This window comes from Streptomyces sp. NPDC048197 (assembly GCF_043202395.1).
GTDB lineage: Bacteria > Actinomycetota > Actinomycetes > Streptomycetales > Streptomycetaceae > Streptomyces > Streptomyces siderophoricus.
Genome location: NZ_JBIDAJ010000019.1, coordinates 96,309 through 116,924, shown reverse-complemented (window position 1 = coordinate 116,924; position 20,616 = coordinate 96,309). Strand labels below are relative to the sequence as shown.

Annotated in this window: 19 protein-coding genes and 2 pseudogenes; 13 read left to right on the top strand and 8 right to left on the bottom strand. The window is 69.3% G+C overall.

Annotated features, from left to right (window positions below; all coding sequences use genetic code 11):
* Positions 1-105: 105 nt before the first annotated feature.
* Together ACGF4C_RS24455 and ACGF4C_RS24450 are read right to left on the bottom strand one after the other, a co-directional pair.
* Positions 106-738, bottom strand: coding sequence for an HAD family hydrolase (locus ACGF4C_RS24455; protein WP_393568945.1), 633 nt, complete (start codon positions 736-738; stop codon positions 106-108).
* Between the two features lie 44 nt (positions 739-782).
* Complete coding sequence (locus ACGF4C_RS24450) at positions 783-1,985, bottom strand: MFS transporter (RefSeq protein ID WP_393568944.1); 1,203 nt, start codon at positions 1,983-1,985, stop codon at positions 783-785.
* An 89-nt stretch (positions 1,986-2,074) separates the two neighbouring features.
* Between ACGF4C_RS24450 and ACGF4C_RS24445 the strand changes: the two genes are divergently transcribed.
* The 3 genes and pseudogenes from ACGF4C_RS24445 (at position 2,075) to ACGF4C_RS24435 (ending at position 4,138) form a co-directional block, all read left to right on the top strand.
* Positions 2,075-2,836: a DeoR/GlpR family DNA-binding transcription regulator gene (locus ACGF4C_RS24445; RefSeq protein ID WP_393568943.1), complete on the top strand. Its 762-nt coding sequence runs from the start codon at positions 2,075-2,077 to the stop codon at positions 2,834-2,836.
* 49 nt (positions 2,837-2,885) lie between these two features.
* A pseudogene (locus ACGF4C_RS24440) lies at positions 2,886-3,177 on the top strand (GNAT family N-acetyltransferase).
* A 265-nt stretch (positions 3,178-3,442) separates the two neighbouring features.
* The gene (locus tag ACGF4C_RS24435) at positions 3,443-4,138 is read left to right on the top strand and encodes a L,D-transpeptidase (protein WP_393568942.1); all 696 of its coding nucleotides are present in this window, start codon (positions 3,443-3,445) and stop codon (positions 4,136-4,138) included.
* Positions 4,139-4,302: 164 nt separating this feature from the next.
* Here the strand turns inward: ACGF4C_RS24435 and ACGF4C_RS24430 are convergent, their stop codons facing one another.
* Positions 4,303-5,421: a hypothetical protein gene (locus ACGF4C_RS24430; protein ID WP_393568941.1), complete on the bottom strand. Its 1,119-nt coding sequence runs from the start codon at positions 5,419-5,421 to the stop codon at positions 4,303-4,305.
* Positions 5,422-5,666: 245 nt separating this feature from the next.
* Here ACGF4C_RS24430 and ACGF4C_RS24425 point away from each other — a divergent pair, with 245 nt between their 5' ends.
* The 3 genes from ACGF4C_RS24425 to ACGF4C_RS24415 all read left to right on the top strand — a co-directional run bounded on the left by ACGF4C_RS24425 (position 5,667) and on the right by ACGF4C_RS24415 (position 10,188).
* Positions 5,667-6,008: a hypothetical protein gene (locus ACGF4C_RS24425; RefSeq protein ID WP_393568940.1), complete on the top strand. Its 342-nt coding sequence runs from the start codon at positions 5,667-5,669 to the stop codon at positions 6,006-6,008.
* A 704-nt stretch (positions 6,009-6,712) separates the two neighbouring features.
* Positions 6,713-9,172: an SdrD B-like domain-containing protein gene (locus tag ACGF4C_RS24420; protein ID WP_393568939.1), complete on the top strand. Its 2,460-nt coding sequence runs from the start codon at positions 6,713-6,715 to the stop codon at positions 9,170-9,172.
* Positions 9,173-9,507: 335 nt separating this feature from the next.
* Positions 9,508-10,188, top strand: coding sequence for a hypothetical protein (locus tag ACGF4C_RS24415; RefSeq protein ID WP_393568981.1), 681 nt, complete (start codon positions 9,508-9,510; stop codon positions 10,186-10,188).
* A 7-nt stretch (positions 10,189-10,195) separates the two neighbouring features.
* Here ACGF4C_RS24415 and ACGF4C_RS24410 read toward each other — a convergent pair whose 3' ends face one another.
* The gene (locus ACGF4C_RS24410) at positions 10,196-11,407 is read right to left on the bottom strand and encodes a right-handed parallel beta-helix repeat-containing protein (RefSeq protein WP_393568938.1); all 1,212 of its coding nucleotides are present in this window, start codon (positions 11,405-11,407) and stop codon (positions 10,196-10,198) included.
* A gap of 252 nt (positions 11,408-11,659) precedes the next feature.
* Between ACGF4C_RS24410 and ACGF4C_RS24405 the strand changes: the two genes are divergently transcribed.
* The gene (locus ACGF4C_RS24405) at positions 11,660-12,811 is read left to right on the top strand and encodes a Dyp-type peroxidase (RefSeq protein ID WP_393568937.1); all 1,152 of its coding nucleotides are present in this window, start codon (positions 11,660-11,662) and stop codon (positions 12,809-12,811) included.
* Between the two features lie 153 nt (positions 12,812-12,964).
* Here ACGF4C_RS24405 and ACGF4C_RS24400 read toward each other — a convergent pair whose 3' ends face one another.
* Positions 12,965-14,515 carry a hypothetical protein gene (locus tag ACGF4C_RS24400; protein ID WP_393568936.1) on the bottom strand — a complete coding sequence of 517 codons (1,551 nt, stop codon included), beginning with the start codon at positions 14,513-14,515 and terminating at the stop codon, positions 12,965-12,967.
* 189 nt (positions 14,516-14,704) lie between these two features.
* On the opposite strand from ACGF4C_RS24400, the gene ACGF4C_RS24395 reads away from it, so the two are divergent.
* The 3 genes and pseudogenes from ACGF4C_RS24395 to ACGF4C_RS24385 all read left to right on the top strand — a co-directional run bounded on the left by ACGF4C_RS24395 (position 14,705) and on the right by ACGF4C_RS24385 (position 17,545).
* Positions 14,705-16,123: a PucR family transcriptional regulator gene (locus ACGF4C_RS24395; RefSeq protein WP_393568935.1), complete on the top strand. Its 1,419-nt coding sequence runs from the start codon at positions 14,705-14,707 to the stop codon at positions 16,121-16,123.
* A gap of 568 nt (positions 16,124-16,691) precedes the next feature.
* Positions 16,692-17,051 (top strand): annotated as a pseudogene (locus ACGF4C_RS24390) (VOC family protein).
* 122 nt (positions 17,052-17,173) lie between these two features.
* Positions 17,174-17,545: a helix-turn-helix transcriptional regulator gene (locus ACGF4C_RS24385; protein ID WP_393568934.1), complete on the top strand. Its 372-nt coding sequence runs from the start codon at positions 17,174-17,176 to the stop codon at positions 17,543-17,545.
* A 121-nt stretch (positions 17,546-17,666) separates the two neighbouring features.
* Here ACGF4C_RS24385 and ACGF4C_RS24380 read toward each other — a convergent pair whose 3' ends face one another.
* Positions 17,667-17,810 (bottom strand): hypothetical protein, encoded by a 144-nt coding sequence (locus ACGF4C_RS24380; RefSeq protein WP_393568933.1) that lies wholly within the window; start codon positions 17,808-17,810, stop codon positions 17,667-17,669.
* A gap of 81 nt (positions 17,811-17,891) precedes the next feature.
* Between ACGF4C_RS24380 and ACGF4C_RS24375 the strand changes: the two genes are divergently transcribed.
* Entirely contained in the window at positions 17,892-18,377 is a 486-nt protein-coding gene (locus tag ACGF4C_RS24375; RefSeq protein ID WP_393568932.1) for an iron chaperone, read from the top strand.
* Positions 18,378-18,788: 411 nt separating this feature from the next.
* On the opposite strand, the gene ACGF4C_RS24370 is transcribed toward ACGF4C_RS24375, so the two are convergent.
* Positions 18,789-19,079 carry an isochorismatase family protein gene (locus tag ACGF4C_RS24370; RefSeq protein WP_393568931.1) on the bottom strand — a complete coding sequence of 97 codons (291 nt, stop codon included), beginning with the start codon at positions 19,077-19,079 and terminating at the stop codon, positions 18,789-18,791.
* A gap of 100 nt (positions 19,080-19,179) precedes the next feature.
* On the opposite strand from ACGF4C_RS24370, the gene ACGF4C_RS24365 reads away from it, so the two are divergent.
* Positions 19,180-19,446: a hypothetical protein gene (locus tag ACGF4C_RS24365; RefSeq protein WP_393568930.1), complete on the top strand. Its 267-nt coding sequence runs from the start codon at positions 19,180-19,182 to the stop codon at positions 19,444-19,446.
* Between the two features lie 35 nt (positions 19,447-19,481).
* Here the strand turns inward: ACGF4C_RS24365 and ACGF4C_RS24360 are convergent, their stop codons facing one another.
* Positions 19,482-20,060, bottom strand: coding sequence for a restriction endonuclease (locus ACGF4C_RS24360; protein WP_393568929.1), 579 nt, complete (start codon positions 20,058-20,060; stop codon positions 19,482-19,484).
* A 263-nt stretch (positions 20,061-20,323) separates the two neighbouring features.
* Between ACGF4C_RS24360 and ACGF4C_RS24355 the strand changes: the two genes are divergently transcribed.
* Positions 20,324-20,485 (top strand): hypothetical protein, encoded by a 162-nt coding sequence (locus ACGF4C_RS24355; RefSeq protein ID WP_393568928.1) that lies wholly within the window; start codon positions 20,324-20,326, stop codon positions 20,483-20,485.
* The last annotated feature ends 131 nt before the right edge of the window (positions 20,486-20,616 follow it).

The following is a 20,616-nucleotide window of genomic DNA, read 5'->3' as shown; positions in this document are numbered from 1 at the left end:
GGTGCCCTTTCCGGTCATAGCGCGGACTCTGTATCTCGCGAAATTCGGCAGGGAATGCGGAATGCCCCTCGGGCCCGGGTCTTTCACGACGTCTCAGGTCGGGTGTTATTTCCCCGTGTGGTGTCGCGTCGGCAGCCAGGTGTCGATGACGGCTGCCAGCTCGTCGCGATCGGTGAAGAGGTGTCCGTTCATGCCGGTGGCTTGCGCGGCGCGTATGTTCTCTTCGCGGTCGTCGACGAAGAGGAAGTCGGACGGCGCGGCCTGCATGGCGACGACGCAGTGATGGAAGGCTGCTGGGGCCGGCTTCGCCACTTTGATCTTCCCGGAGAAGGCAACGTGGTTCAGATTGTGCAGCCAGGGCTGCGCGATGAGGAAGGTGTCCGCGTGGTCTGCGGGGATGTTGGACAGCAAGGCGACCTCGGCGACGTCGCGCAGTGACTGGACGTAGGCGACCATGCGGTCGTCGACGCGTGACCAACTGTCGATGTCGGTGAGACGCAGTTCCTCGATCGTGTCGGCGTCGACGGGCAGGGACAGTCGTCGCAGTACGGCGGTCCAGTACTCGGGTGCGGACTGGTGGCCGGCGTCGTAGCGCGGGCGGCAGGCCCAGTAGGCCGTGGTGAAGGCGCCGGTGGGTGCGTGGCAGCGGGCGGCCATCTTTTCCAGGGCGCCCGGGCGTTGGTGACGGGCGATGACCCCGAAGAGGTCGAACAGCACGATGTTCCGGCCGGTGGACATGGTGGTGGGTGCCTCCGGGTTCCTTGGGGTGTTCAGAGAGGTGTTCAGTGGCTGCTTGTTGCCATCTCGGGGGTGCGGTCGGGTTCGGTGCACAGGATTCCGGCGGCCACTGCGGTGATCGCACACAGCAGGGCCAGCAGTACGAAGGCGTGGTTCAGGGCGACGAGGTGGGTCAGCCAGCCGATGACGGCAGGGCCGGCGAGCATGCCGACGTAGCCGAGCCCGGCGACGCGGGAGACGTTGGCCCCGGCGGCGGAGGGGTCGGCGTGCCCGGCTGCGCTGAACAACTGCGGGACACAGCCGGACAGTCCGAGACCGAACAGCGCCCAGCCTGCGAACGCGGCCCACATCCACGGGGAGAGGGCGACGATCGTGATGCCGACGGCGGCCGCGGTCGCGCCATGGCGCAGGATCGCCATGGACCCGAACCGGGCGACGAGGCGGTCGGCGAGCAGCCGGCCGATCGTCATGGTCGCCGCGAAGGTGCCATACGCGAAGGCGGCGGTGCTCGCGGGTGCACCGAGGATGTCCTTCAGGTGCAGCGCGCTCCAGTCGTTGGCGGCTCCTTCGCACAGCATGACCATCAGAGCCAGGGCGGCGAGGAGCCAGATGCGCCCGCTGGTTCTGCGGCGCTCGGCGGCCGGTGATTGCTCGGCGTCCTCCATCGAGTCCGTGTGGGCGGCGCTGGGTGTGGCCGGCAGCAGGGCGCCTGCCGACACCAGGGCGATCACGATGCCCAGGGCTCCCATGGCGGCCATGCCTGCGGCCGGGCTCAGGCCGGCGCTCGCCGTGGCTGCTCCGACGAGCGAGGCGAGGACACCGCCGACCGAGAACGTGGCGTGGAAGGCCGACATGACGGGGCGGCCGTACGCCTTTTCCACGTGCACGGCGTGGGCGTTCATGCTCACGTCCAGGCAGCCGTTGCAGAATCCGAAGACCAGCAGGGCACCTGCCAGTGTCCATGGGTCGCGGGGAAGACCGGGCAGTGCCAGGGCCGCGCTGCACAGCACGCCGGTGGCGGGGACGACGATGCGTGCGCCGAGCCGGTCGGTCAGACGCCCGGCCGCCTGCATGCCGAGGAAGGCCCCCACGCCCAGCAGCACCAGGAGTCCGCCGAGTGTCGCGTGGCTGATGCCGACCCGCTCCTCGATGGCGGGGATGTGCACCACCCAGGTTCCCATTGTGGTGCCGCACAGGACGAAGTAGACAAAGGTCACCACTCGGGCAGCTCGAAGCGAACGATTCATGACAGCCACCGTAATGAACATCCGACATGTTTGAACATTGTCGCTTCGCACACATTGCTTGTTCGTTTCGAGGAGTGTTCAATCGCGGTATGAGCAACGCAGACCGCCACGGATTGATCGTGCAGGCCGTCAGAGAATCCGGAAGGATCACGGTGCAGGAGCTCGCCGAACTCACCGGCGCCTCCGAGATGACCATCCGGCGCGACCTCGACGTACTGGCCGCACAAGGCGTCCTCGAGCGCGTCCGTGGTGGGGCACGCACCTTGCTGCTCCGGGGCGAGGAGCCGCCCTTCGCGCTGCGTGCCCACGAGGCCGTCGATGCCAAGCGCCGCATCGCGGCAGAGGTGTCCGCACTCATCGCCGACGGCGAGACCGTCCTCCTCGACAGCGGCACCACTTGCCTGGAGATCGCCCATCTGCTGCGCCGACGGCCGGTCACTGTGATGCCCCTGTCGTTGCAGGCCATCCAGGTACTCGACGGGGGGCCGGGATCGGCAACGCTGCTGGTGCCCGGCGGGCAGCCTCGGGCCGCCGAGGGTGCGCTCACCGGGCCCCTCACCCTCGCCTCCCTGGCGGCGCTGCGCTTCGACACTGCCGTCATGGGCTGCTGTGGTCTGAGTGCAGCCGAGGGCCTGACCGCCTACGACCTCGCCGACGCGGCAGTGAAGAAGGCCGGCGTCGCCTCCGCGCGCCGCATCCTCGTCGCAGCCGACGGCAGCAAGCTAGGCCACACCGCCTTCGCGTACGTCGGCCCCGCCACCCTCCTGCACACTCTCGTCACCGACACCACAGCCCCCGCCGACGAGGTCACCGCACTCGAAGGCGCCGGCATCGTCGTCAAGGCCGTCTGACGAGGCCGTTTCGCTTTATGGGGCCCTGGGCGCCGGATACGCTCCCGGCATGGACGTCCGTGTGGAGATCATCCGGGAAGCGAGCCAGGAACTCGTCGACGCCTTCAGTCGGCTGCTGCCGCAGCTGTCGTCGACTGCCAAGCCCCTTGACCATGAAGTCGTCGACCGAATGGTGACCTGCGATGCTCACGCAGGAGGCCCTGCGGATCGCTCGGGAGCGGGGTGCCCGGACGGTGGACCTGACCTCCCGTCCGGATCGTGCGGCAGCGAATCGGTTGTATGAGCGCCTCGGCTTCCGGGCGCGTCAGTCGACGGTTTACCGCTTCACGATCGACCGGTAGGACGCGTGCCGATCTTTTCCAGTGGGCGCCAGCCGTGCTGTCCCGACACGTCGGTGACGGGCGACATGCCTTGAGTGGTCGCCGGTCGCTTCCACCGCCGCCCGATCCTGAGGCGCAACGGCATGTCGCCACTGGCCGCAGCGGCATGCCCGCACAGGCAGCCACCGACCAGCCCACTCGACGGCCTGCCCGGGCTGCCTCTTCCGCTGGCGCCCAGTAACTTCTGAGCAACCGTCCCTCCGTCCCTCTCCCTTCGGGGGTTGCCGTGGCCGTCGTACCTGCTGGCGTCGCGCTCTGCGCCGTCCTGTTCACCCTGACCTCGGACGGTAGCGGTCAGCCGCTGCCCGATCAGCTGGCCGACACCGGCGGAGGCGGCCAGCTGATCACCGCCGTCGCGCCCCGCCCCGGCGCCACGACGGGGACGCTGACCTGGTGGGACCGAAGGGACGGCAAGTGGGTCGTGGCCGGCACCGCGCCCGCCCGGTTCGGGGCGAAGGGGCTTGTCGAGGGCGGCAAGCGCAGACAGGGCACCGACACCACTCCCACCGGTCTGTACGACCTTCCCTACGGCTTCGGGATCAAGGCCGCGCCGAGCGGGACCTCGGCGTCGTACCGCCGGGTGAACCGGAACTCCTGGTGGTGCCAGGACAATCGTTCGCGTGCCTACAACCGCTGGGCCGAGCCACTGCCCGCCGACTGCCGCGCCGCCGAGTCCGAGCACCTCGCCGACTACGGCACCCAGTACGCGCACGCGCTCGTCATCGGCTTCAACTACCACAAGCCGGTACGCGGCCGGGGCGCGGGCATCTTTCTGCACGTCAACGGGCGGGCGGCAACGGCCGGTTGTGTCTCCGTGCCTGCGGATGCCATGCGCCGGATCCTGACCTGGGCAGAGCCCCGGCAGCGGCCGCACATCGCGATCGGGACCACTTCCGGGCCCACCGCGATCACTCGTTACTGAGGTTGTCCCGTAATCCCCGGCGGGGCGCGCGACGACGCTGCGGTGCCTGGCCGCGTTGTCGGGTCGCCGCCCGCATACGCCCAGTCTGACGATGTCCGTGCGCCTTGCGTTGCACCGCAGCTGACTTGGCGCCCTGTGGTCCACCGGGGACTGCAGGACGGCCCTTAGCCCAGAGCGCAGGTCCAGATCACGGGGTGCGGGGCGCCGGCGCCGTCGTACGGATCACCGTCGTAGGCCCAACCGCCCGCCCTGGCCTCGTCATTGATCGCCTCGGCGCCGGCCGGGCCGTCGGGGGCGAGGCTGGGGAGGGCTTGAACGGGGCCGGAGCCCGGCCAGATCTGGGCCTGGTCGATGGGGGTGGTCGGCGGGATGCCGTACGGGAACATCGCGGTGCCGACGGCGACGCCGCTGCTGGGGCTGATGTCGTTGAGCCAGCCCTTGCCCTCGTGAGCGGGGAGCCCCGGGATCTGGACGCCGTCCTTGGTGTAGGGGGCGTCCCAGTAGGTCTCGGCGGCCAGGTCCTGGTGGTGGTAGGTGCGTGCACCGACGACGCGCCCGTGGTTGTCGATGGCGGACGGGTACCAGTCCGTGTCGGTGTTGATCTCGATGGGTTTGAGATCCCGTCCCGGACCTGTGGTGCCACCGGGCCAGACCAGCCCGACGCTGCCGCTCACATCGCTCGTGCCGTCCCAGTACCAGGAGTATCCGATCACCGTGCCACGGGAGTTGATGCCACGTATGCGTACGCGGGTGTGGCCGGGTTTGACGGTGAGGGTGCGGGTGAGGGTGGCGCCGGTCCAGAGGTAGGCGGTGTCCGAACTGTCGTTGCCGCCCGCGACGGTCCCGAGGTCGTTGACGTCGGCGGCATAGGTGCCGCCGGGGAGGATACGGACCGCCGAGGCACCGGCCCGGTAGCTGAAGGCGGCGACACCCACCGGGCCCCGGATGCTGCCCACCATCAGGCCGCGGCGGTTGACGGCGGCGACCGAGCCGCTGTCGTACCCGGAGGGGAGTGGGACGCGGTGCACAGTGCTTCCCGTCCAGTAGGCGGGCAGCCCCGCGGACTGACCGACGGACAGGCCGCCGGAGCCGAAGTCGTTGACGCTCTCGCTGCCCCAGGACCCGGCGCCGGTGCCCGGCAGCCGGTCGAGGACATGAAGGGCAGGGGTGCAGCGGGAGATCGTGCCGGGGCCTTCCGCGGCGGTCGCCGGAAGAGCTGTGGTGATCAGTGCTCCCAGTGTGAGTGCGGTGGCGGCCATGGCTCTGCTGCGGCCTGGTCTCATGGAGGAGCCCCCTTCGTCGCGACGGGTTCGGTCCCGCCGGCCGCTCATCCTCGGCCGCCGGTACCGGCGGACGGGGAGGTTCCACGCGCAATGGCCTAATCAGGCCGAACTCAAGGGCCGCCGTCCTGTAATTCCCAGTCGATCAGCGTGCGGCGCCAGATCCGGCGCCTCGCAGGGCGGAAGGTGGTGCTCGTAGTCAGCGTATTCGGGCGATCCGGCAACGCGACGAGGTGTTGGGCTATGACGTGTACATCACGCGGCGTACGCCGTGGTGGGAGGAAGCGGGTGCGCTGATCGCCGCGCAGGAGTGGGAGGCGGTGGTCGCTGCCGACCCTGAACTGGAGACGGTCCAAGTAGCCCGGGCTTCTCCGCGCGGCCAGGACGCGGTGTGGGAGTACCGGTACAAGTGTCTGGCGCAGATGGCCACACACCCTGAACGGGACACTCATGGCGCCTGGTTGGACTGGCGAGAAGGTCGGGTCGTGGTGAAGAACCCGGACGAGATTCTGCTCAAAAAGATGCGGGAGATCGCTGGGTTGCTGGGGGCGCGTGTCCAGGGCGACGACTGTGACTACTTCGACGAGTGATCGCTGTCGGCCTGCAGCAGGAACAGCCACTGCGTGATCATCGGGGGTTGTGTGGGCGAAGATCATGCGCTGCCCGTGGGCCCTTAAATCGGCCACATCACCGTGTCACCGCAGGTAATTGGATCTACCTCCTGGCACGAGGCTTTTGCGTGATGTTCCAGACGCGTCATTCGGGCCCAGTCGCTCGCCGGGACCGGATTCGGCCGACACCGTCGCTGCCGCATTTCTTCCGTCTGCCATTCTCTGGGGACTTGGGGGCTATCGCGGGTCCTGTTGGATTTCAGGGTTCTGCTGGTGGCGGCGAGACTTCAGCGCATAGAATATCGCGCGCTGCTCGCGATGGCGGTCGGTGAGGTTGGCGGGGGGCGAGGATACCGTGGTTGAGCTGCAAAAACACTCAATGAACGGCGATGCCGCCCAGGGTCCTGAACGCACGTTCGTTTTTTCTGGCCTCCGCCACTTACGACTCATCGGTAATATCGCCAAAAGATCACCACGAGGCGGCCCACGCAACAGCAGTGGGCCCTTTTCCTTTTCCGTGGTGTGCGCGACAGGCTTCCGCTCCTGGGTCCGTGAAGTGGACGTGCAGCGAGAAGCGGGCGCTTCGTTTTCCTGACAAGAGAAGTGTGGAGTGTGATGCCGTGAATCGAGTCGGCAGAGACTCTCGCCGGTCGGCCTGCAGGCTTGCAGGGCCGCTGGCGCGCATGGGGTTATCCGTTCTGTTAGTGGCAGGCGGTGCCGTCGGGGCGACGGCTTCACCGGCCGACGCTTCGGCCGCCGACGGCACGTTGACGGTTGAGGTGCTGCGCGACTTCTTCGGCACCGGCGTGATCAACGCGACGATGGACGTGCCGCAGCGGGGCATGAAGGTGCAGATCTCCGACCCTGCTGGGCACGAGGTCACCGGCGTCACGGACGCCACGGGGAAGGTTGTGGTGTCGCGGTCGACCGTGCTGAGCGGCGGCCGATACCGCGTCGACGTCAGCGTCCCGGCGCCGTACAGCGGCTATCTGCGGGCGGCGCCTGCGTCGACGGCGGACAACCACTTCGACAGCTTCACCTCGTTCGTGGACGTGTCGGACGGAAAGAACGCCTCGGTGGTGACGGGGGTGTGGGACCCGGCCGACTACACACTGCCGGACTCCCGGTACTTCGTACCGGTCCACAACGGCGCCAACGGAACCGACACCCGGGCGTTGGTGGCGTTCGGGACGAAGGTCCGAGGCACGTGTCCTACCGGTGTGTCGTGTCCGGCCACGCTGGCCACCCAGGCCCAGGTGGGCACGACGTTCGGGTTGGCGTACGACAAGTTCCGCAGCCGGCTGTTCCAGAGCGCGTTCGCCCGCCGCTACGCCCCCTACGGGCCGAAGGGCGGTGGCGCGATCTACACGGTGCCGGTCAGCGGCTCGGGTGCGCCGGAGCTGTTCGCGCGGGTGCCGGGCGCTGCGGTGACGCCGCACGATGCCGCCAACCTGAACAAGGATCCCGGGTTCACCGACACCCCGGGCAAGGAGAGCATCGGTGGCCTGGCCCTGTCGGAGGACGGTTCCACGCTGTACGCGGTGAACCTGCGGACCCGCAGCCTGGTGAGCTTCCACGCGACAGGAGCCACCGCTTCGGAGCCCAAGGCGACGGTGCGTATTCCGGACCCGGGGTGTGCGAGCCCAGGCGACTGGCGGCCGTTCGGGCTCTCCGTCCACAACAACACGCTGTACGTCGGCGGGGTGTGCAACGCGGAGAGCACACAGCAGCGCGCGGATTTGAAAGCCGTCGTCTACACCTACGACGGCAAGCGGTTCACCACGGTGCTGACCCACTCGCTCACCGACAAGCGCGGTAGCGTCTTCGGTTCCGGCGACAAGGCCACCCACTGGAACCCGTGGAACACCAGCCTGGACACGTGGGACGACCGGAAGGCAGGCGGCGTCTTCATCGATCCGCAGCCGGAGTTGGCCTCCCTGGCCTTCGCCCGCGACGGCTCGATGATCCTGGGTTTCCGCGACCGGTTCATGGACGTGCTCAGTTGGGGAGGGCTGGACCCCCGCCCGGGGACCGACACGCCGGAAATGGGCATGTCCGGTGGTGACATCACCATGGTTTGCGCCACTCCCACCGGTGAGTACCAGTGGGAAGGCACGGGGAGCTGCCCCAACCACGCCACCCCCGCGAACAATGGCGGCCAGGCCGCCGATGTCGTCGAATACTTCCCGGGCGACTTTTACGCCAACGCACACCAGGAGACGGCGCTGGGGTCGGTGGCCTATATCCCGCAGCAGCAGTGGGTCGTCAGCACGGAGTTCGACCCGGTCGTCAACGTCGCGACCTCAGGGACCGGGTACCACGACATCACGAGCGGTCAGGGCCCGGGCAACAACCCGACCGCCAACGGGTTCCAGTTCGTCAGCCAGCAACAAGGCGGGTTCGGCAAGGCCGGCGGCCTCGGTGACATCGCGTACGCGGCGGCGAACGCGCCGATCCAGATCGGTAACCTCGTGTGGTTCGACGGCGACCACAACGGCATCCAGGACCCGGCGGAAGTGCTGCTGCCGGGAGCCACGATCAACCTGCTGGACGCGGGCGGCAAGCAGGTCGCCACGACCAGGACCGATGCCGCCGGCGAGTACTACTTCGGTGGTGTCGGCGCCGCGTACCAGCTCACACCCGGTGCCAAATACACGGTGCAGTTCGACGTGTGTACCGCGGACACCAGCAAGGTGCCCAGTCAACCTGCGGCGAGCGAGCTGCGGTTCACGCTCCCGCGGGCCGGTGCCAACCGTGCGCATGACTCCAATGTGAGCCCGCCGACCACCGGGCGGTTGTGCAACGGCTTCGCGCCCGTCACGGCGCCGGACAAGCCGGGCGGGGTCGATCACACCATCGACGCAGGGGTGTACATCCCCAAGGCAACCCCGACACCAACACCGACCCCGACCCCGACTCCGACGCCGAGCCCGAGTTCGCCGCCGGTCTCGCCGCCGGCTTCTATGCCGCCGTCGCCCGCGCCACCTGCCAACAAGCCGGGCCCGGACGGTGGGAGCACGGGCTCGCTGGCGCACACCGGTATGACCGGGCTGCCAGGCATGATCGCCCTGGTCGGCCTGCTGGTGGGTGCGGGCCTGGTCGTCACGGTCATGAGCCGGAAGCGTCGCGCTCGGAACCACTGAACGAACCGAACATCAACAGTCATCTGCCTGCCCGCGGTCCAAACCATGGTGCGGTCGGGCAGATCACCGTCCGGCCGGCCCGCAAGGGCCGGCCTTGGCGTCGTGTGTCACTGGACTGCCAAGTGTCGCCGCGACGGCGCGGCGGCCGGGCAGTGTGGTGGTGGAGAGGGTGAACCGGAAGAGTGCCACTGTCGAGCCGCGTGCGGAGCGGGAGAATCCAGCGAAATCAGCGAATCCAGCGAATCCAGCGAGCTCGACCGGGCCGTGCGGCCGGCCGGCGCCGATGGCTGCGGCCACGTTGGGTGGCAGCGGTCCTCGGCACAGCGGCCGTCGCGGTGGCCGCAGTCCTCCTTGTCGGTCACGGCTCCGGCTCCAGCGGTCCGCGCGCACTGACGCCGGATGAGGCGAACCGGCTGGCGATCACACGGTTCCGTAACTTCCAGGCGCACGGCCGCGCGGTGACGATCACTGTGCCTGGCACCGCCGGTGGGCTGAAGGTCACCGGGTCGGTCGACTACCAGAAGAAGGTCGGTTACGGCGTGGTGCACGGTACCGGGCGCGACACCTCCAGTGACGGGCTGATCGAGTGGAGCGCCACCTCGGTGTTCGTTCACCCCATGGGCAACGCCCCGGCGTACGCACCCGCCTCGCCGCCCCGCTCGGGCTGGTACAGCCGTCCGCTGCAGTTGTCCGGCAGCGCGCTGGACAGTTCGCTGGCCATCGCGCTCGGTCTGGGCAGTGACCGGCCGGACAACGCCGAACTGCTGCCGCAGAACGGCGCCGCCTGGTGGGGGCCGGACCAGGTGGACGGGCATCGGGTGGACGTCATGACCGGGCCGTCTTCCCGCGACCGCTCCGCCACGGCGGGCAACGTGCGCTACTGGGTCGGCTCGGACGGCACCATGTACCGGGTCCGTGTGAGGGTGGGTTCCCAGTCGCAGCCGGTAGTCATCGATTTCGACACTCACGAGTACGTGCCGGTCAGGCCGGTGCCTGGAGTCACCCCGACGCGATAGCCGCTGCTCAGGGTGTCTTCACTCGCGCGTTCGCGGCGAGCAGGGACGCGGACGGCAGTGGGATGCCTGCCGTATTCGGCAGGGTCGGAGCAGCCGGGACGGCGGTGGCGCCCGTAGTGGTGGCGTGGGGGAACTGCGGCTGTGGACCGGGTGCTGCGACCTCGGTGAACGGGATGCCGCCGGGCGCCGTCGGCATCGCCCACCTGCCGGCCGGCGAGGGCGAGTGGGCCGCAAGCGGGCAGGACGCGGTGGTGGCGAGGCGGGCGGGCACGGTGGTGCTCAGGTCGTTGCCGCGCAGGCAGTTGCCCCGTCCCCGCGTGGCGGTGGGGAACGTCCAGCCGATGTCGATGCCGTTGCCGGTGAACGTGTTGTCCACGATCTGGTTGCCGATCGCAGGCAGGTCGGCGGTTGCGGTGACGACCAGGCCGGCGTTGCGGTTGTCGGTGATGCGGTTGCGGAGGAAGTGGTTGTCGCTGCCGCCGTCGATGCCGATGCCGGTACCCCATCCGCCGTCGGCCTGGGCCGGGGTGGCCGTCTGCTGGTTGGCGGCGATCAGGTTGCCGGCGACGATGGCGCCCTGCTGGGGGAGTAGCTTCTCCTGGTGGTCGGAGTTGGTGGTCAGACCGACCCGGTTGCCGACCAGGCGATTGCCGATGACGTACATGTCGCCGCTGGCGTTGGTGCCTTCGTAACCGATCGCGTTGAGTTCGGCGACGTTGTTCCGCACCACGATGTGGCAGGGCTTGCACTGTCCGACGTAGATGCCTGAGTCGGCCCCGCCTGAGGTGTACGAGTGCTCGATGACGCCGTTCTGCGCGGAGAATGCGTAGATGCCGTACAGCCCGTTGCGGGTCGCGGTCACGTAGGAGACCAGGAACGACTTGAGGAAGGTGACGGGTTCATGGCCGGTGTCGTAGCCGCCGCTTTGCCCCGGTAGTCCGGCGGCTGCTTTCGCCGAACCGGTGATCAGGACGCCGTTTTGGGTGTTGTTCTTGACGGTCAGGTTCTGCACGGCCACGCCGGGCGCGGTGACGACGATGCCGTTGGGTTGCTGCAAGCGCCCGTTGATGACGACCTTGTCCCGGGACGCACCACGAAGAGTGACACGAGGTGTGGAGACCTTCACCGACTCGTGGTACACGCCCGATGAGACCAGCACCAGGTCACCGGGGTGGGCGAGAGCCACCGCGTCCGAGATTGTCGGGGCATCAGCGGGCACTGTGATTGTTACGTGCGCGCCGGTTGGGCGCCGGCCGTGGCTGGATGTGTCATCGCTGGGCCCGCAGCCCGCGAGTGCGCCTGTCAGTGTGCTCAATAACGCGACCATCATGCGAAGACGGAGACGAGGCATGGCCTCATCCTGGCATGAAGTCCTACCTGTCCGGAGGTCAACCAACTCGCCTTCGCCAAAAGGGATATGGCATTCGACGAACTCGCCCCGCGAGGGAAGGGATATGGCATTCTCCACACCGTGAGCCGAGCCGACTCCTCTCCATCACGCCGCGCGTTCATCGGTGCCACCGGGGCCGTGGCGGCCGCCGGGCTCACCGTCGGATGCGATTCGCCCGCACCGAAGCCGGACCGGCACCCTTCCCCCGCGTCCCCTACGCAGGTGTCGCCAACCGGCCGCCATCAGGCAGGCATCACGCTCCCGCAACCGGCTCAGCCTAACCTCCTGGCGGTGGTGGCCGACCTCGGCGACGCCGTGGCCGTCGGCCCGCTGCTGGCCGAACTCGGCCAGGCCGTCCGCACGCTCACCGCGGGGACCGATCCACGACTGCTGGGCCTGGCGCCGGGCGATCTGACCGTGACGATCGGGGTGGGCCCACGACTGGTGCGCATGGCCGATCCCGCCCTCCCCGGTGCGGCAGACCTCCCCCGCTTCTCCCGCGAGCAGATCGCCCCGCAGGCACGCGGCGGGGATTTGTTGATACAGATCTGCGCCGGCGACCCGTTGCTGTTACCGGTCGTGGCCGCCGCGCTTGTGCAGCAGGCCGGCCACCGGATACGTGAACGCTGGCGGCAGTCCGCACGCCGCGGTCCGAACGTCGCCGTCCACAAGGACATCTCCGCGCCACGAAACCTGCTCGGTTTCATCGACGGCATCGTGGGTCCGCGCACGGCGGCCGAACACCGACGCGATCTGTGGCTGGCCGGCCCGGATCCCGTCGCCGGCGGCACGATCGCCGTAGTACGGCGCATGGAACTCGACCTGCCGCGGTTCGCCGCGCTCTCCGTCGCCGACCAGGAGGCGGTCTTCGGCCGGCGCAGAGCCACCGGGGTGCCCCTCTCCGGCGGGACCGCAGCCGGGGACCCGAACCTCGGCGCCAAAACACCGGACGGGCGCTACCTCGTCCCGGCCGACGCCCACATCCGCCGGGCCAACCCCAACGTGGTCGGCGTCGGCCTGATGCTCCGCCGCTCCTACAGCACCGACGAGCCCCCTCCCGGCCTGCTCTTCATCAGCTTCCAGAACGACATCCGCACCTTCACCCACACCCTTGCGCGGATGGACGATTCCGACGCACTGCTGCGATTCACCACTACCACCGCCAGCGCCACATTCCTGATCCTCCCCGGATTCGACCAGCACCATCCGCTCGGCGCCCAGATGTTCCACTGAAAGGCCTCCGGGCGTGGGCCTCGGGAGGTGCCGTGGGGCTGCGAACCGACGCACCAGCCCAGCCCGTTGACCGTCGATACCGCCCCTTTGTGGGCAGGGGGCGTGTGTGGACTGGGGTTGGGCTGGGCTGGGCGAGGTGGGCCGGGCGGTGGCTCAGGCCGGCGGCAGCTTTCCGTGACCGAAGAGCTTGCGCTCATCGTGCAGGGCGAACGGCGTGGTCCTGAGGTCGACGATCTGGATGCCGAAGACCTTCAGTTGCAGCATCAGCTGGGTCTTGAGGTCGTAGCCCGCGCTGAGCGCCCACGCCGGGGCGCCACCGCCGGAGCCGGTGGCGGCTGCGGCCCGTCCGGTGAGGTGGACGGACAGGTCGCCGCCGACGCCTGCGGTGTCGTAGAGGAACACCTGGGCGTGTGCGCCGATGCGGGCCGTCGCGGTGGCCGCGCCTTCGACGTGGGGCGTGCCGCCCTTGGTCTGCTGGTGCGCCTCGTTCAGCGGCTGCCAGCCGTGGCCTCGGTCGTACTTCGCGCCGACGGCGAAGGAGCCGGTGGTGCGCTGGTCGGCGTCGAGGACGATGCGACCGCCGGCGGTGAAGCGGTAGTTGAAGGTGACCTCGGTGCTGACCACGACGGGGACCGGGCCGACCCAGAAGACGTGCCGGCCGGTGACAGCGGCCAGCGGCACCGAGACCTGTCCGGTGTCGGCGGTGCCGCGCACCTTGCCGTGCACCTGCCAGCCGTAGCTGTAGGAGCCGCCGAGCCCGATGGCCGCGCGCTCCGGCAGCAGGTTGATCCCGCCGCGCTTGTTGTACTGGAAGATCAGCTCCGGCCGGAACGTCACCTCGCCGGAGAGACGGGCCGGGGACTTGCTGGTGGCTTCAACGCCCTTGGGGAGCGGCACATTGATGCCCAGGCGCAGGGTGGTGAGCTTCTTCCGCGCCTCGGGCGACAGCGCCTCGCCCGGAGCGTTGGCGGCCGCACCGGCGCCGGTGAGTCCACTGCGCGGCGTTCGGGAGGCGGTGGCGGCGTCGGAGGCGGTGGCCGACGGGCTCGGCGAGGCTCCGGCCGATGCGTCCGGGCCGTTGTCGGGGGGCGTGCTCGACTCGCCGGAGGGCGTGCTCGCACCGTCGGACGGGGCGTCCGGGCCGCCGGTGCCGGGGGAGGGGTTGCGCACGCTGACGCCGGACGAGAGCGGCTTGACGGTGAGTTCGCCGGGCCGCAGCGCCGCGCGCCGGTCCACCTTCTGGTCGCCGAGCAGCTCCGGGAGGGTGGCCGGGACGGTGGTGACCTGGACCTCGCCGCCGTGGGAGCCGGTGACCTTGCCCACCTTGAACAGCGCCCCTGAGGGGGCGTGCCGGTTGGGCGCGGCGGCGATGACGTCGCCGGTGCGCACGCTCTTGCCGGCGGACGGCTTGAGCACGGCCTGCTTGCGCTGGGCGTCGTAGGACGCCAGCTGTACCGAGACCGAACGCCCGGTGCCGGCAGGCGCGTTGGACGGCTTGGCGACGACGGCGCCCTGCGGGCCGGCGGCTGCGGCACCGTCGTCCGCTGCGGCCTCCGGGTCGGCGGTCCCCGCGGCCTGTATGCCGGCCGGGGGTGTGCCGGGGACGTTGGAGTCGGTGAGCAGGGCATGGGTGCCGAGGGCGGCGGGGACGAGTACGCCGACCGCGGCGGCGGGCACCGCGATACGGCGCCAGGAAACAGCCATGAAAATCCTTGAAGGTGCGGGGGGTGTGGGAAAAGAGCGGGCCGCCTACCGGTCCCCGACGGATCCTGACGACGGCACAGAGGTCGTCCCCAGATCGAACGTCTGTAGGGGTTCGGGCGGCTTCCTCGTAGCATGGCGACGAATGATCGCTTTCGCCATGGGGAAATACATCGAGTCGGGAGGGGACGGGTGGAGACTTCCACAAGGGTGCCCAGGGCCGTTGCCGCACTGCATGCCGCAATCGACGCCCTGACCAACGAGGTCATCCACGCCCTGCGGGCCCAACTCCCCTCCTACGCGGCACTCTCGCCCGACCAGCTCCGGCCACGGGTGACGGTCTCGCTGCGCAACGGCCTGGCTCTGGTGCAGCACTGGTCCGGCCAGAGGCACCGGCCACTCCAGGGCGCGGTACACGGCAGCGGTCCGGCCCACGACCTCCCGGCGTATGATCTTCCGGGCTCCCACCTCCCGGGTTCCAACCTCCGGGCGCATGACCTCCCGGGTTCCAACCTCCCGGCGCATGACCTCCCGGCGTACGACCTTCCGGCCGGGCACCTCGCCGAAGTGACGGCCCTGGCGCGCTCTGTGCCCGTCGAGGACATCATCTCGGCCTACCGGATCGGCTCGGACATCGTCTGGCGGCGGTTCAGCGAGGAGATGGCAGCCCGGCAAGGCACCGCCGAAGACCTCCTGCCGATAGCCGAGACCCTCCGCGCCTGGACAGCGGCGACCACCTTGCGCATCGTCCGCAGTTGCCGGACCGACCTTCAGCGAAGAACGATGACCGACCGCCGGCGGGCGGCACTGGTCCGCGCGCTGCTGCTCGGCGAGACCCGGTGGGCCGACACCGGCACCGACGGCCGATCGCAGGACGGAGCGCCGTACGGAGAGTTGGGCGGGGAGCTGGACGGCGCCTTCGACCGCAACGCACTCCACCTTGCGTTCCGGGCCCGACTGCCTGCCCCTTCCGGGCCCGACGGCCCGGCCTGCCCCCCGACCCCCGGCCCCGCTCCGAGCGCACCCGGGCACCCCGACTCCGCCGACGGCACCCTGGCCCGCACCCTCGATCTGTTGCGCCCCTGGCTCGCCCGGGACACCTCGGGCAGACCCCTGGTCACGACGATGGACGGGGAGGTGGCGGGGCTGCTGGCGGCGCGTCCCGAGGGACTGTGCCGCACCCTGGTGGTGGGACTGGGGGCACCTGCGCCCGCGTCCAGACTCGCCCCGGAGTTCGTCCGGGCCACCCAGGCCCTGCGCGCAGCGGTCGGCTCCGGGCTGGTGGGGGTGTTCACCCACGAGGAACTGGGGCTGCGGGCCACGGTCGTGGCGCTGCCGGACGTGGGCGAACAGCTCGTCCGGCTGCGTCTGGCGCCGCTGACCGAACGGGGCGAGGACGGCGCCCAGTTGGAGGAGGCCGTCGCCGCCTACCTACGGCAGGGCATGCGGCTGGAGGCCGCCGCGCGCGCCCTGTACGTCCACGCCAACACGCTGCGCAACCGGCTCCGGCGCTTCGAAGAGATCACCGGAACCAGCCTGCGCGATCCGGCCGACCTGGCGGAGGTCTGGTGGGCGTTGACCCACCGCCGCATCCACGGCCCGACGAGCTGAGGCTGAGCTTGCGGCTGTGGACGGGGCGCTCGCTGCGGGGTGAGCCCGGCCGGCAGGCAACCACCGTGCAAGCATCGGGAAACCCTCGTGCAACCTTGTGGCACACGAGCGGGGGAGGCTCTCTGTTTGTGCAGAAGGCCCCCGGCAATCGGCCGTCAGGCACTCATCGCCCACACCAGCGCCCCGAGCCGCCAGCATGAGCCGCAGACAGACCTCGAGGACCCAACGGAATCCGTCGACGACCGTGTAGTGATCAACCGCCCGCTGCGAGGCCCGGCCAGCAGGCAGACACAACGCCGCTGCGACAGCTTTTCCCGGCACCACGATAGGGCGGTCCCGGGACGGAGCCACCCCACCTGCTCACCCCGACGACGAGAGCCGGCCAACCTAGGCTCCTCCCTCCTCCCTCTCTCCGTGGACGGCTGACGGGCTGACGGGCTGACGGGACGTCGGCGCATGCGCGGGAAACAAGCGCCTCCGCGCTCACCTGCCGGTGACGGTTCGAGCGTTTCCAGAGCGATCAGGAATCAAGAAGCACGGTCACACAGCCGCCTCTAACCTTCTGGTCATGGACATTTCCCTTCACACGAGTTCTCTCCCACCCGACGCCCCGGATGCCTCGTTCGCCTTCCATCGCGACGTCCTCGGCTTCGAAGCCCGCAAACGACCTCGGGCAGGCAGATGGCGCTGATCAGCCTCGGCCCGGCCAGTCAGCCCGACCCGTCGATTCTTGCGGTGCCACCGGACGTTGGCCAAGGGCGCCTACGGCTACATCACACTGACCACTGCGGCACCGCGCACCGCAGACCTCCACGCCACGTCCGAGCAGGCGCAGGCCAGAGATAGCGAGGTCGTGCAGCAGCCGTACGGCATCCGCGACTGCGCCTTGCGCGACCCTGCGGCAACCAGGAGCTGCGCTGATCGGTAAGCACCCAGATGCTCGCAGACGTCGACGAACCACGAACACGAACCACGAACACGAACCACGAACACGAACACGAACACGAACCACGAACGACGAACGATAGAAGAAAGGGGGGGAGTTGTCTCATGTGCCTGCCCGAGTGGGGGCGTGCGCGCGTCCAAGCGCAGCGCCTGGCTGATCTGACGCGACTGCGCCGTGTCCGCGACCGGATCGATGGGCAATACGCGCAGCCGTTGAACGTGGAGGCGCTTGCCCGCGAGGTGAACATGTCCGCCGGCCACCTCACCCGGCAATTCCGGGCCGCCTATGGTCAGTCGCCCTACGCGTACCTGCTGACGCGTCGCATCGAGGAAGCGAAGGCGCTGCTGCGGCGGGGCGACCTTGACGTCACCGAGGTCTGCTTCGCGGTCGGCTGCGCGTCGCTGGGCACGTTCATCTCCCGCTTCACCGAGCTGGTCGGTATGCCGCCGGGGGCATTCCGGTGCCAGGCGATGTAGGCGGCCCGCCATGCCGACACTGTGGACGCAACCCACGCAGTCCGCGCAGCCCACGATGCGACCTCTGCGATGACAGTCGCGGTGACACCTACCCGTGTGGCGAAGCAAAGGACAACACCCGTCAGGAAACGAGAAGCCCCGATCGCCAAGCAGCTTCCAACGTGATGGCCATCGAAACAATCACGGCTTCCACCGCATCCGTCATGCCGACCGCATCCGCTATGCCCACCTCATCCACCATGTCCCTCGCATCCGCCTCGCTCATCCCTACGCCGTCCTGATTCGGCAGCTCTTGGCACTACCGCCCCGTCCCACCCCACCCACCCCGTACGAGAGGAACCCCGCCATGCAGTCCACGAAGTCGTCCACCCAGACCTCCGCCACGACCGCCGAGCAGTACAACGGATTCACCGCCGAAGAGCGCGCCGCGATGAAGGACCACGCGCAGGAGCAGAAGAAGGCGGCCGCGCGGCGCGGTGCGTCGAGGAAGGAGAAGGAGGCGGCAGCGGAGCGGGACGTGCTCGCGAAGATCGCCGAGATGCCGGAAGCCGACCGCGTCCTGGCCGAGCGGATCCACGACATCATCACCACCGCCGCTCCCAGCCTCACGCCCAAGCTCTGGTACGGGATGCCCGCCTACGCCAAGGACGGCAAGGTGCTCTGCCACTTCCAGAGCGCGCAGAAGTTCAAGTCGAGGTACGCCACGCTCGGCTTCAGCGACCAGGCGGCACTCGACGACGGTGCCATGTGGCCGACCGCCTTCGCCCTGAAGCAGCTGACCGCAGCCGACGAACAGCGCATCAGCGAGCTCGTGAAGAAGGCGGTGGGCTGAGGCCGGCCGGACGAGTCACCCCTCGGCGGGACCGGCTTGCCTGTTCCCGGCCATCGAACACGGCGAGGCCTGCCTGTCCCACCTCGCCATCACCCCCGCCGGAACCATGTGGAGCCGGGCGGCCTGTCCTGAACAACGACCACCTCGCCGGTCGCCCCGCCAAAGCCCGAGCTGCGCCCACCGAGGAGCCCAACGCCCCACCCGAGCCACTCGAGCCACCCGTGAAATGCCAGGCGATCAGGGCGCAAACCACGCCGCCAACAGGCTCCGTACCTGATCCAGGACCTGGGAGGCACCGAAGTGCCATGCAAGGTGGCGCGAGCGCCCCGTGACCGGTTCGGAGAGCTATCTCACGATCGCCTCCCTCGCAGGAACACCTGCTTGCCGAGCTCTGAGACGCAGGCGGTGGTCTTACTGCGCTGCCTCGATCATGGCGAGGACCTCTGCCGTGGGGCGCACGTCACCGAAGGAGCGGTAGATCGTGGCGAGCGTGGCGTTGTGGTCCTGATCGCGACCTGTCGCGTTGGCGTCGGCCACCATGACCACCCGGTACCCAAGCGTGGATGCGTCGCGGGCCGAGGACTCACAGCACACCTGGGTGACCGTGCCGGTGATCAGGACGGTGTCGATGCGGTGCTCTTCGAGGATGTCCGGGAGCGAGCAGCGGCCCGGGAAGAAGGCGCTCGGTACGCCCTTCTCCACGAAGACGTCGCCGGGGCGGGTGGCGAGGCCACGGCCACAGCCGGCCAGGCAGCGGCCCGTTACCGCCGGAGTTACGGAACATCTCGGCCGCCTCGGGGCCGTGGAACTCGTCGCTGACCGGGGTGCGTTCGGTGCGCGCGGGCAGCACCCAGGCGACCGTCCCGCCGGCCGCACGCAGCCGGTCGGCGAGCCGCTGGATGTTCGGGACGATGCCACGCGCGTGTGGGTTGGCGTCGACGAAGAACGGCACCATGTCGACGACGACCAGCGCAGTGCGGGCGGGTGTGAGGTGGGGATAGGCGAAGCGGCGGCCGCGCCGTTGCTCCTGGCGCCGGTACTCCCGCTCTTCGATGCGCCACGCGTGTAAGCGGGGCTCGGTCTCCTGCACGGTGGGTGTCCTTGTCAGTCGGGGTCGGGGCTCAGCTTGCGGTTGTTGCCAGACCGACCGATGTCCAGTTCCACCAGGGAGCTGAGGGTGGTACCGCTGTTCCAGAAGCCGAGCAGGTCGACATCGATCAGGCACAGATCGTGCCGCGCGGCGAACTCCCGGGCCGGACGGGTGAAGACGCACGACGCCACGAACACCGGCACATCGGCGCTGTGTTCGGCGCGGGCGGTGCCGTTGAACGTCTGGATGTCGCGGCTGCCGACCGAGCGGTGCTTGGCGAAGCGTTTGCACTGCACGACGATTTTCCTGCCGTCCGGCAGGTAGCCGATCACGTCGGCCCCGAGGTCGCCCGAGCCACCCACGCGCTCCACCTTGGTACAGCGGTCGCGGCGGCACAGCTCGGCGATGTACTCCTCGAAGGCGCGGTCGTCCATCGCCCACACCGCAGCCAGGGAGCGGCGGGCTTGGAGCTGTGCGTCCTCGGCCAGTCGCCTCTTCTCGGCCCGGGCCTCGCGTCGTCCGGCGCGCACGAGCCCCGCGACGACGACTGCGACCGCGACCGCGGCCAACGCCGCCAACAGCACCGCCCCCATACCAGCTTCCCTCCTTGTGGCTGCGCCGCCTGGTCTCTCCCCATTCCGAGGCATGTCTATCCGCTGGATGCGGAGCGGTGGTGGCTGCGGGAGGGGGTGCGGTGCCGTACGGCCTCTGTCATGCGGAGGCGGCGGCTGGAGGGAGTCCGGCCGTCTCTATGGCCGACAGCGGGTGTTGGATGCCGCTGGGGGAGGGGGACGATGGCTGTCTCGATTGCTTCTTGGTCGAAGTGTGAGTGCTGACCGAAGGCGCGGGCGCGGGAATGGGTCGTCGCACCAGCCGCACGACTCCCACGGGCCTGTTCTCGACATGGACCCACGATGCCAACAACCAGCCGATCAGCCTCACCAACCCGTTCGGTCAGCTGCCTTTCGCCTACGACGCGGGCGGCCGGGAGACCTCCCGCCGCTGCGGCAGCGGGTAGTGCAGACACACTCCTGGGACGCCTGGAACCGGCTGGCCACCCAGGCCTCGTCGTCGCTACTCCGCCGGAGGCTCTCTCGACGCCACCAACCTCACCCGCCCCTTCCGTCGGTTCCTCCAGCGCGCGCAGCT